The sequence below is a fragment of the Enterococcus sp. DIV0970a genome (assembly GCF_051711265.1).
Classification (GTDB): Bacteria; Bacillota; Bacilli; order Lactobacillales; family Enterococcaceae; genus Enterococcus_D; species Enterococcus_D casseliflavus.
This window is the reverse complement of record NZ_JBIOMF010000001.1, coordinates 1280098-1292509: the sequence shown is the minus strand read 5'-3', so window position 1 is coordinate 1292509 and position 12412 is coordinate 1280098. Positions and strand designations below refer to the sequence as shown.

14 protein-coding genes and 1 other annotated feature are annotated in these 12412 nt (G+C 45.2%); of the genes, 1 reads left to right on the top strand and 13 read right to left on the bottom strand.

Translation table 11 applies throughout. The annotated features are described in order from the left end of the window. Positions 1–93 precede the first annotated feature (93 nt). The 9 genes from IGK14_RS06035 to rplU form a co-directional block, all read right to left on the bottom strand. Positions 94–1002 carry a diacylglycerol/lipid kinase family protein gene (locus IGK14_RS06035; protein ID WP_010747989.1) on the bottom strand — a complete coding sequence of 303 codons (909 nt, stop codon included), beginning with the start codon at positions 1000–1002 and terminating at the stop codon, positions 94–96. Positions 1003–1148: 146 nt separating this feature from the next. Further along, a complete protein-coding gene (phnE, locus tag IGK14_RS06030; protein ID WP_154694386.1) occupies positions 1149–1940 on the bottom strand; it encodes a phosphonate ABC transporter, permease protein PhnE in 792 nt (263 codons plus the stop codon). Beyond that, positions 1937–2719: a phosphonate ABC transporter, permease protein PhnE gene (phnE, locus tag IGK14_RS06025; protein WP_231473429.1), complete on the bottom strand. Its 783-nt coding sequence runs from the start codon at positions 2717–2719 to the stop codon at positions 1937–1939. Before phnE (IGK14_RS06025) ends, phnE (IGK14_RS06030) begins: the two co-directional genes overlap by 4 nt. Then, entirely contained in the window at positions 2716–3504 is a 789-nt protein-coding gene (gene phnC / locus IGK14_RS06020; protein ID WP_005225755.1) for a phosphonate ABC transporter ATP-binding protein, read from the bottom strand. The genes phnE (IGK14_RS06025) and phnC overlap by 4 nt, the downstream gene beginning before the upstream one ends. Before the next feature lie 95 nt (positions 3505–3599). After that, entirely contained in the window at positions 3600–4535 is a 936-nt protein-coding gene (gene phnD / locus IGK14_RS06015; protein ID WP_154694383.1) for a phosphate/phosphite/phosphonate ABC transporter substrate-binding protein, read from the bottom strand. Between the two features lie 460 nt (positions 4536–4995). Beyond that, positions 4996–5460 carry a GNAT family N-acetyltransferase gene (locus IGK14_RS06010; RefSeq protein ID WP_154694382.1) on the bottom strand — a complete coding sequence of 155 codons (465 nt, stop codon included), beginning with the start codon at positions 5458–5460 and terminating at the stop codon, positions 4996–4998. Positions 5461–5569: 109 nt separating this feature from the next. Then, a complete protein-coding gene (gene rpmA, locus IGK14_RS06005) occupies positions 5570–5863 on the bottom strand; it encodes a 50S ribosomal protein L27 (RefSeq protein ID WP_003126181.1) in 294 nt (97 codons plus the stop codon). 12 nt (positions 5864–5875) lie between these two features. After that, on the bottom strand, positions 5876–6220 hold the full coding sequence (locus IGK14_RS06000; RefSeq protein WP_005225752.1) for a ribosomal-processing cysteine protease Prp: 345 nt from the start codon (positions 6218–6220) through the stop codon (positions 5876–5878). A 26-nt stretch (positions 6221–6246) separates the two neighbouring features. Further along, positions 6247–6555, bottom strand: a complete 309-nt coding sequence (rplU, locus tag IGK14_RS05995; protein ID WP_005225751.1) for a 50S ribosomal protein L21 — start codon at positions 6553–6555, stop codon at positions 6247–6249. A gap of 19 nt (positions 6556–6574) precedes the next feature. Then, positions 6575–6645: a sequence feature (ribosomal protein L21 leader region), on the bottom strand. A 169-nt stretch (positions 6646–6814) separates the two neighbouring features. On the opposite strand from rplU, the gene IGK14_RS05990 reads away from it, so the two are divergent. Next, entirely contained in the window at positions 6815–7468 is a 654-nt protein-coding gene (locus IGK14_RS05990) for a uracil-DNA glycosylase (RefSeq protein WP_154694381.1), read from the top strand. Between the two features lie 17 nt (positions 7469–7485). Here the strand turns inward: IGK14_RS05990 and leuD are convergent, their stop codons facing one another. From leuD to IGK14_RS05970, 4 genes are read right to left on the bottom strand one after another with little or no spacing between them, the layout of a single operon-like run. Then, positions 7486–8073 (bottom strand): 3-isopropylmalate dehydratase small subunit, encoded by a 588-nt coding sequence (leuD, locus tag IGK14_RS05985; RefSeq protein ID WP_154694380.1) that lies wholly within the window; start codon positions 8071–8073, stop codon positions 7486–7488. Continuing rightward, positions 8073–9455, bottom strand: a complete 1383-nt coding sequence (leuC, locus tag IGK14_RS05980; RefSeq protein ID WP_128488992.1) for a 3-isopropylmalate dehydratase large subunit — start codon at positions 9453–9455, stop codon at positions 8073–8075. Before leuC ends, leuD begins: the two co-directional genes overlap by 1 nt. After that, positions 9436–10500, bottom strand: a complete 1065-nt coding sequence (gene leuB, locus IGK14_RS05975) for a 3-isopropylmalate dehydrogenase (RefSeq protein WP_154694379.1) — start codon at positions 10498–10500, stop codon at positions 9436–9438. The genes leuC and leuB overlap by 20 nt, the downstream gene beginning before the upstream one ends. Further along, a complete protein-coding gene (locus tag IGK14_RS05970; protein ID WP_154694378.1) occupies positions 10497–12017 on the bottom strand; it encodes a 2-isopropylmalate synthase in 1521 nt (506 codons plus the stop codon). Before IGK14_RS05970 ends, leuB begins: the two co-directional genes overlap by 4 nt. Positions 12018–12412: the final 395 nt, after the last annotated feature.

Here is a 12412-nt window from a genome sequence, read left to right as displayed (position 1 = left end):
ATCCCTTCTTTCAGTAAATTTTTTCCCAGTATACTCTTTCTGAACAAAAAAAACAATCCGCTTTTGACGGATCGTTTCCTAGTGATAAATGATTTAGCGGGCTTTTTCAGCTCCGCAATACACGGTAAGATGCTGCGGCAGTACCGCTACTGTGATTGGCAATTCAGGTCCTGGATCACCATCGACATTCGTTTCGATCGTTGCCCCATCCGTCAAACGAATCGCAGCTTTATCAAAGGTTTGATAGCCAAGAACATCATTTGATTCTGTCACCCCTTTGAGAAGCTCTGGGACACTTTTGACGGTCTCCCAAAGATTCGTATCCTTCAAGTAGATCAGATGCAATTTGCCGTCATCGGTACTCGCTTTAGGCAAAAGAGATTCGAAACCGCCGATCGTATTGGATGACCCAACGATCATCGTACTGCTTTCCACAGCGATCGTCGTTTTTTCGCCATTATTTTCGGCGGTCACTTCAAACGGATGACTTTCATTTTTCCTCACTTCCCGTAGACCAGAAACAAAATAGGCCATTTTTCCCAGCTTCGTTTTTTCTTCGACCTCTACGTTGTTGATCGCTGCTGGAATCATACCGATCGCCACCACATTGGTAAAATAGGCTTGATTGACCTGACCAATATCGATTTTACGGGTGTGATCCACTGCAAATGATTCGATGGCTTCCTTAGGATCTAGTGGAATCGCTAATGCTCTGGCTAAATCATTTACTGTTCCCAGCGGGAAGAAACCAAAATTTGGTCGTTTGTCATGAGGGGCTAAGCCATTGACCGCTTCATTGACGGTACCATCACCGCCCATTGCAAAGACACTGTCAAATTCTGCTGCCGCTTCAGAGGCAAAACGTGTGGCATCTCCTTCTTTTTCGGTATGTTTGACCACGATTTCTGAAAAAGCTTCCCGCAACTTTTCTTCTGCCAGCTGCTCATATTCTTGGGCCTGTTCCCCACCAGAGCTTGGATTGACGATCAATAATGCTTTCATAAAACAGCCTCCTTGTTTGGGTTCATTTTCTATGAATCCAGTATAACAAGTTTCACGAAACCTGTCTTAAACGACCTCCGCCTATCCCCTACCAAAAAAACACAGCCTAATCAGACTGTGTTTTTTCGAGTACTCACTTCATTTTATTAAACCAATCGTTTACGCAAACGCCCAGAAATAAAATCAATGATCGTGACCGTCACCACGATCCCTAATAAAATGATTCCTACACGGCTCCATGAACGCGCATTGATGGCAAAGATCATCGGTGTACCGATCCCACCTGCCCCTACGATCCCTAAGATCGAAGCTGAACGGACAGCCAGTTCAAATCGATACAAGGTAAAAGAAAGAAATTCTGGGATCAGTTGCGGCAATGTCGCAAAGCCTAATACATCCCAGCGGCTTCCTCCCGCACTAATGACGGATTCCGAGGGACCATGGTCCATGTTTTCGATCGCTTCGCTGTAAAGCTTTGCTAGCATCCCAATGGAATGGACACTGACCGCCAAGACGCCAGCAAAGGAGCCCGGACCTACCGTTTTGATAAACATGATGGCTAAGACGATTTCTGGAAACGTTCGAATCGCCGTCAGCACGATTTTCCCAAATCCCGATAACCAGCGAGGGCTGTTTTTGCTGCGCGCCGCCCAAAAGGCAAAAGGAATACTTAAAATCGATGACAAAAAGGTCCCAACAAAGGCAATCGCGACGGTTTCGATCATCAGACTGATCAAATCTTCGCCATCACCGGTATAAATATAGCCCCAATCAGGATGGATCAGGCCATAAAAGATCGAGCCGACAATTTGACCGACATTTTCTTTAACACCAGCAAAAGGCACGCCAGCAAAAGCCCAGATATAAAGGAGGATAACGACTACTGCGATCAGCCAATTCCGTATTTTTTTCTTCTTCGGTTCTGCTGGCAACATCATAATAATCGCTCCCTTAATCTATTACTAATGGTATCAATCACCAAAACAACTGCAAAAATCACTAAGACGATAATCGACGTCTGGTCATATCGAAATTGGCTTAAAGATCGTTGTAAGAAAACACCGATTCCGCCTGCGCCGATATACCCAAGAATCGTCGATGCCCGCACATTGATCTCAAAGGCATAAAGCAAGTAACTAAGAAAATGGCTCATGACTTGCGGTACGACTGCATAGCGGATGATATCAAACTTTGATCCTCCAGAAGCAGTGATCGCTTCGATCGGCCCTTCATCAATCGTTTCAATCGATTCATAAAACAATTTGGTGATCATCCCAAAAGAAAACACAGAGATGGAGATCACCCCTGCAACGGGACCAATTCCGACAATGGCAACAAATAAAGCCGCCAGCATCAAATCAGGTACCGTCCGAATGATATTCAAGACAAAACGGAAACAACCACTGATCCAATGATTCGTCATGATATTTCGTGCTGCTAAAAGTGAAAACGGAAAGGCCGCCAGTGCACCAAAGGTCGTGCCGATGATCGCCATTTGGATCGTTTGCAAAATCGGCTCAACAATGATTTTGGCATATGCCCAATCAGGATGAGCCATCTTTTGTAAGATGACATTCATTTGACTGCTATTGCTAAAGAACCGTGCCAAATCAACACCTGAAATAGAGCCGCTAACGAACAATACCATTAAAAAAATGACGAGCCAAAGAACACTTTTCCATAGTCCGCTGCGTTTCGGCAACGTATTTGTCGTCATTGTCCCGCCCCTTCCTGCTCTTCCATGATCTCGCTGCCATAAATCTGTTTCAATCGCTGATCGGTCGCTTCACTGACAGGGCCATCAAAAACCAAGCCTCCGTCTCGCAACCCGATGATCCGCGTGCCGTATTCTCTTGCCAATTGGACAGAATGTAAATTGACTACGATTGTGATTCCCAGATCTTGATTGATCCGTTTTAAGTCATTCATGACTTTTTCAGTGGTTAACGGATCCAATGAAGCAACTGGTTCATCCGCTAAAATAATCTTCGGCTCTTGCGTCAAAGCCCGGGCAATCGAAACCCGCTGCTGCTGACCGCCAGACAATTCATCGGCTCGGGTATAGACTTTTTCTGCTAAATTGACCCGCTGCAGTGATTGATACGCCAACTCTTTGTCCGCTTGCGGAAACAGACCCAGCAGCATTTTGAGCGTGGGATGATAAGCCACTCGCCCCGTTAAGACGTTTCGCAAGACACTCGAACGTTTCACCAAATTGAAGCTTTGGAAAATCATGCCAATGTCTCGACGAATCAAGCGCAGCTCTCTTCCTTTTGCTTTTGTGATCGACTTGTTATCGATTAAAATCTCGCCACTCGTGATCTCGTGCAGTCGATTGATGGAGCGCAGCATCGTCGATTTACCTGCACCGGATAAGCCCACTACGATGACAAATTCCCCTTTTTTGATATCGATGTTCAAGTCCTTCAACCCCAACACCCCATTTGGGTATTGCTTGGTCACATTCTGAAATGAAATAATCGTTTCGTTCTCTAGAGCCATGATTCTCCTACTTTCTTTCCATTAGGTAAAAATTGCTGTCCATTCGAAAAGGGTACCTCAACTACCGGTACCCTCCCGATCTATTCATCTATTAATTATTGTCCGACCTGTTCCGCATACTCTCTTACGATGTCGAAATTGCTGTCTTGTGAAACAACGTATCCTTCATGAGAGTAAATATCAGAGATGATTTGTTTTCCTTCTTCATCTTTTCCGATCGCGATAAAGGCATCTTGGATTTTTTTGTCCCACTCTTCACTCATATCGCTGCGAACACTGATCGTATCGTTCGGGATCGGTTCGGTAAAGTACATTGGTTCTACTTCATCCATGATTTCTGGGTAATCATTTTTGACCGTGTTACGGGCATCTTCAAAAACGAACGCCGCATCAACGTCCCCATTCAAGACAGATAAGACCGCTTGGTCATGGCCTTTGACTTGAACAGTCGTCACATCCGTATTGATATCGATGCCTGCTTTTTTCATTTCTGCTACTGGCCAAACATAACCGGCAGAAGAAGTAACATCTTGCGTGGCAATCGTTTTGCCTTTTAAATCTTCCAACTCTTTGATGTAGCTGCCGCTTTTTACAACGATCATTGAACGATAGCTATCAACCAATTCATCCGTTGATTCGCCACCAGGCTGCTTGATGCCATAACGCTGTGCTTGCAACAGTACCTTAACATTGCTTTGTTCATTTGCTAAAACATAGGCATTCGGCGGTAAAAAGCCGACATCTACTTGTTTCGAAGCCATTGCTTCGACGATTGTATTGTAGTCAGTGGAAACACTCACTGTGACTGGAATCCCTAATTCATCACTTAATAATTGCTCAAGTGGTTTTGCTTTTGCTTCTAATGTTTCTGCTGCTTGTGATGGGACAAATTGAACGGTCAACTTTTCTGGTACATATCCTGCGTCCTCAGCCGCCGAGTCAGTACTTGCTCCACCTGAGCCACATGCCGCCAGCGTAACTGCTGCCACCAAACCTAAACCAAACATTGCCGTTTTCTTCCAAACTTTCATCACTTTTTCTCCTTTTCATATAAAAAATCGAACTCATGGAATTCCGAACTTTCCTTTTTGATTATAAAAAACCAACGAATTAAAAACAATCTTTTTCGAATTACGAACGTTTTCTTTTTTGATAATGTTCGTGTTTTGACCGAAATCATTCGTGAGCACATTCTCAATAATCAACGTTTTTCGAAAGTTTCTTTCCATTTGTTCTACTTCCTCAGAGTATCAAATGAATATAAGGTTTGTGTTGTCAACGTGTAAAGATTCTGTTAACAGTAAAAGGAACTTTGTGAACAACAAAGCATGAACACACTCGTAATCCTTACCCCAAGTGCACAAAATTTCTTGAAGCGTCTAACCAGAACATGACCGCACACTTTTTTTAACGAAACAACACAAAAAAAGCAGAGGATTCCCTTAAGGACCTCTGCTTTTGACCTCATTCTTTTATTGTAGAAAGAGTCATTTACCCTTGCTCCGTTGGTAGCTGCAACAAGAGTACATGCTCGTTCTCAATCATTTCACCCGTCAAAACAAAGCCATTGCGTTCGTAAAGCTTTGTTGCGATCTCGTTGCCATCCACAGCGGAGATCCTTAATTCTTGCGCTTGGATATGGGCTTTGAACCAATCTAACCCAGCAAGAAACGCCTGAGTGCCTAACCCTTGATTTTGGAATTTCTCTGCGATCATAAATCGCTCGATCCACCACGAAGCTTTTGGATAATCCTCATCTGCCTCGTAAAAACTAAATAGGATAAAGCCAACCATTTCCTCACCATTGTATAGGGCAAATGCCTGACGAGGTTCCTCATAGATCGCCTCTAACATTGAGTACCAATTGGGTGCAACAAAGTCTTCTTGCTCCTTCGTTGTCTTCAAATTCATGCACGCACGATAGTTTTCTTTCGTGATTTCTTTTAACTGAATCATTGCTTCGCTCCTTATCTAATCCATTATAAATAACTATTTCGTTAAAACGGTTTCATCGGTGTATAAAAAAACACCCAGGTTACTTTTACGTAATCTGGATGTCATTTTCTTATGCTTCTTGCGCTACTGGATACACAGATACTTGCTTTTTGTCGCGGCCTTTACGTTCGAAACGAACAACGCCGTCAACTTTTGCAAACAATGTATCATCTCCACCGATACCTACGTTTACCCCTGGGTAAATTTTAGTGCCGCGTTGGCGATAAAGGATTGATCCGCCTGAAACGGTTTGACCGTCAGCACGTTTCGCACCTAAACGTTTTGATTGAGAGTCACGTCCGTTAGAAGTAGAACCCCCACCTTTTTTGTGAGCGAAGAATTGCAAATTCATTTTCATCAACATGAGATGCACCTCCTAGTTTTCTTTAGTAGTTTTGATTTGGATATAATCGTTGTACTCTTCTTGAACTGATTGCAAGCCGATCAACAAATTTTCTAAAAGAATTTGTGCGATATTCGACTGCTCTTGGGTCAAACGAGAAGGCAGTGTGACTAATAAGTACCCACCATTTTCGTTATCTGCTTCAACTTTTGGCGCAACGCCAGCCAAAGCATCGATCCCATTGACTGCACTGATCGCTAAAGCGGATGCTGCAGCACAGACGATGTCTTTGCCGTATTCTCCTGCTTGTGCGTGTCCAGCTAGTTCAAAAGAAACAATCCGACCAGAGTCATTTCGTTTGAATGTCCCTTTGATCATATTCGTTACCCTGCTTTTCGTAAGAATTAAGCGTTGATCGCGTCAATAACAACTTTTGTGTAAGGTTGACGGTGACCTTGTTTACGGTGTGAATGTTTTTTAGGTTTGTATTTGAAAGTTACGACTTTCTTTTGTTTGCCGTGTTTTTCAACAGTCCCTTCAACAGTTGCTCCTGCAACGATTGGGGCACCTACTTTTGTTGATTCGCCACCTACTAAGATAACTTCATCAAAAGTAACCTTTTGTCCAGCTTCAACGTCTAATTTTTCAACGTAGATTGCTTGACCCACTTCAACTTTTACTTGTTTCCCACCAGTTTTGATAATTGCGTACATGCTCTACAGCACCTCCTTATAATATACTTAGACTCGCCATCCCAAGTGACTTTCGTACTTACTACTTGTTCTGTGCGGTTGTAGCTGTGGAGTCCACAATTACAACAGATTAACTTTATCAAAATGTTTTCCTAAAGTCAATCACTAATTAAGGAAAAGACAGAATTCTTTTGCTACTAGCCATTTCCTTTTGTGCATTTTTTGTTTTCTATTACTATAGAAGAAAGAGCACAAGTGAAACAGAATTGGAGGAGTTTGCATGCAATATCCCAAAGAGTTAGCCATTGCCGTTCAACAGGCGTCCCGCAGTTATCCGTTGGAAGGATTTGTTCCCGGTCAAGGACCGCTGCAGCCCAAATTGATGATCGTTGGGGAAGCCCCTGGTCGAACCGAAATCGAGAATTTTATTCCTTTTAGCGGACAAGCAGGAAAAGAATTGATGAAATCGTTGGCTTTAGCCGGTTTGACCCGTGAGGATGTCTACATCACCAGCGCTGTCCGCAGCCGCCCATACTCCGTCAAAGAACGGATCAACAAGCGCAGCGGTGCCCATGAGATCGTCCATCCCAATCGGACACCTACCAAAAAAGAAGTCTTGCTACACGCACCGCTGCTTGACTACGAGTTGTCCGTTGTAGATCCACCCGTTATTGCAACTGTTGGCAATATCGGACTGCAGCGATTATTAGGCAACGCCTATTATATCAAAGACCACCATGGCGAAGAGATCCGTTCCAAAATACAAGAAAGCAATCCGACAAAGGATGGCTATCAATGGTCGGAAAAAGAATACTTGATCGTGCCGATGTATCATCCCGCTGCGATCTTTTACAATCGAACGTTGACCCCGCAAATCGAAGCCGATTGGCGAGGGTTAAGAAACATTCTCTCACAAATACCAGCCGACGAATAACTACCAGTCCCCTAGCCCTATTGCCAATACGCTGGAATCGTCTGCTCATAGGCGGTGATTTTCGCCTCTTCCTGCAACGTGATACTGATCTCATCGAGACCGTGGATCAATTTGTGTTTCCAGGTAGCATCGATTGCAAAGAAATGCTCCTCCCCGGCAACGGTCACACATTGCCTTGGCAAGTCGATGCTGATTTTTTCTGAAGCAGGCAGCGAAGCGATCCTTTGGCGAACAGTCAAAGGCAGTTCGATGGGCAGCAGCCCGTTTTTGGTGGCATTCATATAGAAAATATCACCGAAGCTGCCAGCAATCACGGCTTTAAAGCCGTAATCCAACAGCGCCCATGCCGCGTGCTCTCGAGAAGAGCCCGAACCAAAATTATCACCAGTGACGAGGACTTGAGCGGTCTGATATGCTGGATCATTCAAGATAAATGCTGGATTAGGCTTGCGTTGCGGCAAATAGCGCCAATCGTCAAATAAAAATTCGCCAAAGCCCGTTTTTTCAACGCGCTTCAAATAATTTTTGGGTAGGATTTGATCGGTATCGATATTGTCATTCATCAAAGGCAGCGTCGTACTTTCAAATTGCGTAAAAGCTTCCATTAACCAACACCTCCAACCACTTCTCGTACATCGACAAAGCGCCCATGAATCGCAGCTGCTGCCGCCATCGCTGGACTACAGAGGTGCGTCCGCGCGTTTTTCCCTTGCCGTCCAACAAAATTGCGGTTTGATGTGGAGGCACAGTGGACGCCTTCTGGTACTTTATCAGGATTCATTCCTAAGCACATGGAACAGCCAGGCTCCCGCCATTCAAAACCAGCGTCAATAAAGACTTTGTCTAAACCGATCGCTTCCGCTGCTTTACGAACAGGGCGTGAACCAGGAACGATAATACCAGTGACCCCTTCTTTGATGGTCTGACCTTTCAAAATCGCCGCTGCCTCTTGCAGATCAGACAAACGACCATTGGTACACGATCCAATAAAAATGTATTCAATGGGGATATCAGCAGCTGTCTGTCCAGGTTGCAGCGCCATATATTCATAGGCTTGCTGATCATTGTGATCCCGCACTTCAGGAAACGCTTCGCTGACTGGTACCCCCATTTCTGGATTGGTTCCCCAAGTGATATAGGGTTCTAAGGTTGTTGCGTCTAGGGTGATCAGGGCATCATAGTTAGCATCTTCATCGGTATAAAGGCTTTGCCAATCAGCCACCGCACTGGCAAACGCTTGTGGCGCAAAGCGTCGATCCTTCACATAAGCAAAGGTCGTTTCATCAGGGGCGATCAAGCCCATTTTCGCCCCACCTTCGATCGACATATTGCAAATGGTCATGCGTTCTTCCATCGTCAGGCTACGGATCGTTTCGCCAAAGAATTCTACGGCATAGCCACCACCAAAATCAGTGCCATGGGTCGCGATCAATGCCAAAATAATATCTTTGGCATACACTCCCGGCTGCAGGTGACCGGTAATCTCAACTCCCATGCGTTTCGGTTTTGTCTGCCAAATCGTCTGTGTCGCAAAGACATGCTCTACTTCACTCGTACCGATCCCAAACGCGATCGCACCGAAAGCACCATGGGTGGCAGTGTGGGAATCCCCGCAAACGATCGTTTTCCCTGGTTGGGTCAAGCCAACTTCTGGGCCAACCATGTGGACGATTCCTTGGTTGGCAGAGCCATTGTCACACAATTCGATCCCAAAATCTCGACAGTTTTTACGTAACGTGTCCATTTGCTTTTTTGCAACCAGATCAGTGATGGTAAAAATATCTTTGGTAGGCACGTTGTGATCCATCGTTGCGAAGGTTTTTTCGGGACAACGGACTGTCCGTCCCGCTTGCCGTAATCCTTCGAAGGCTTGCGGTGTCGTCACTTCATGGATCATATGCAGATCGACATAAAGCAGCTGCGCTTGCCCTTCTTCTCCTGTGATGACATGCCGATCCCATAGTTTATCAAACAGCGTTTTCCCCATAATTGCTCACTCCTAACTGTGCAATAACCGCTTCTGTAAAGGCAGATGTCGTTGCTGTACCACCTAGATCACGGGTCAAGATCCCCGCATTCATTACCTCGTAACAAGCACTTTCGATGGTATCCGCCAGCTCTTCCTCTTGAAAGGACTCTCTTAGCATCATGACGACAGATAAAATCATGGAAACCGGATTGGCGCAATTTTGCCCAGCGATATCAGGTGCAGAGCCATGAATCGGTTCATATAAAGAAACCCCTTCTGCGCCATGACTTGCGCTGGGCAGCACCCCTAATGACCCTGGCAAAACCGAGGCTTCATCACTTAAAATGTCGCCAAAGAGATTTTCTGTCACGATTACATCAAAGTCTTTGGGATTTTGGATGATTTTCATAGCGGCGGAATCAACATATTGATGAGTCAACTGACAATCTGGGAATTCCTGTGCCGTTTCTTCCGCTAATCGGCGCCAAAGTCGGCTAGTCGCCAACACATTTGCTTTATCGACAGAGAGAACCCGCTTCTTCCGCGTACGGGCGATCTCAAAGGCTTTACGCAAAATCCGTCGAATCTCTGCTTGATGATAATGATTGATGTCGTAGGCTTCTTCAGGTTTTTCTGCTTTTTCGCCAAAATAAATACCGCCAGTCAACTCACGAACGATGACAAAATCTGTCCCCCGAAGGATCGCTTCTTTAATGGGAGACAAAGCAATCACCGCATCAACTACTTTGATGGGTCGAATATTGGCGTATAGCCCTAACGCTTGACGCAAATTCAAAAGTCCTTTCTCGGGTGTTGTCGGTGCGTTTTCCCAAGCTGGATCACCGATGGCTCCTAAAAGGATCGCATCCGCCTGCTGGCAAGCTTGTAGTGTTTCTTGCGGCAATGGATCTCCAGTAAGTGCCAGCGCCGCCCCACCAAATGGCCGCTGGTCAAAATGAAAGCGCTGGAGATGGTCTGGACAAGCCGCTTTTAATACCGCAAGCGCACTGTCCATAATTTCTGGTCCGATGCCATCTCCTGCTAAAACCACGATCTTTTTCAAACAATGACACCTCGATTCTTTAGAGCTGCGCTAGCCTGTACATAGGCTTTTGCTGACGCCTGCAAGACATCAAAGTCTAAGCCGATCCCACTGATTTTTTCATTGGTTTCTTGGCATTCAATAACCACGTGCACTTCCGCTTGCGCATCTTCCCCACTGGTCAAGGCAGTGATCTCATAGTTCAACAACTTCGGCTGCTGCTGGAAAATCTGATCGATCGAGTTGTAGATTGCTTGAATACTGCCGGCGCCAATGGCTGATGCCACTTGTTTTTCCTCATCTTTTATGATAGAAACCACCGCTCCTTGATGGCCATTGGACACGTATTGTAGCTGAACGGCGTCCAACTCGCAGCCATCTTCTTGGCTGCGGCCTTGATCAGCCACCAACGCTAACAAATCTTGTTCGGTCACTTGTTTCTTTTTATCTGCTAACTCTTTGAAACGTTTAAACAACTCGTTGGTTTCTTCTTGGTCAAACTGGTACCCCAACTGCTGCATTTTATCGACGAAGGCATGGCGGCCAGAAAGTTTGCCTAAAGGCAGCGAGTTGGTTTGTACGCCTACCAGTTGTGGGGTAATGATTTCGTAAGTTTCAGGATTTTTCAAGACGCCATCTTGATGAATCCCAGATTCATGGGCATAGGCATTGCCGCCGACGATCGCTTTGTTTTTCGGTACCGTGATCCCAGACAAACGTGCCACCAAATCGCTGGTGCGTTTTGTTTCGTTTAACTTGATGTTGGAGGTAGCCTGATAGAAATCATTGCGGATATGCAACGCCAGCGCCACTTCTTCTAATGCGGTATTGCCCGCTCGTTCGCCGATCCCGTTGATCGTTCCTTCCACCCGATCAGCACCATTTTCGATAGCTGCCAGCGCATTGGCTGTCGCCATTCCCAAGTCATCATGACAATGGGAAGAAAAAATGATCGGCTGCTCACTCTTGATATTGGCGATCAAATAGGCAAAAAGCGCACCATATTCCGTAGGATTGGTAAACCCTACTGTATCGGGCACATTGATGATCGTCGCGCCGGCATCAATCGCTGTTTGAACCGCCTCAAGCAAGAAGGCCTTATCGGTGCGGGTGGCATCTTCTGGCGAAAATTGAACTTTTTCAAAGCGTTCACGGGCATAAGCCACATGTTCTTTGATCGAAGCGAGTACTTCTGCTTTCGTCATATTCAGCTTGTACTGGCGATGTACCTCACTCGTTGCTAGAAAGACATGGATCTGGGGATCGATGGCTTGATGAAGAGCTTCATAGGCACGATCAATGTCTTTTTTCTGACAACGGGCAAGTCCTGCAACGGTCATTTTCGTCACCGCCCCAGCAATCGCTTGGACTGCTTGAAAATCTCCTTCTGATGCAATCGGAAAGCCTGCTTCAATCGTATCGATCCCCCATTTTTCTAATTGCAGCGCCAGCTGAACCTTCTCTTTTGTATTGAAGTTGACTCCCGGCGTCTGTTCACCGTCTCTCAATGTGGTGTCAAAAAACTGGATTTTTCTCATCACTATTTCCTCCTTGGCAGTGGTAGGGGCACGCTTGGCGCGACCTCATTCAAACAAATTGAAAAAATGGTATAAAAAAAGCACTCCATAAAGGGTTTCCTTCATGCAATGCGAATAGGACTCTTCAAATGATGCCTTAAAAAGGCGGGTCATAGAAAAAGAGTCCTTACGATAATAATAATAAAAATGCAGCTGTTTGTTTCAATCGTTTATCCATCGTCGTCACCTATCACTTTTTTTATCTTGTTATGAAGATACCAAACAGCAGGTTCCTCTGTCAACACTTTTCCCTGAATTTTCTGAATATTTCGATAAAAAGTTCGTTTTCGCCCTGATGATGGGTTGCTTTTCTTCCTTGATGAAAATTTAAGCAGAACCTGACGAGATCTTCACAG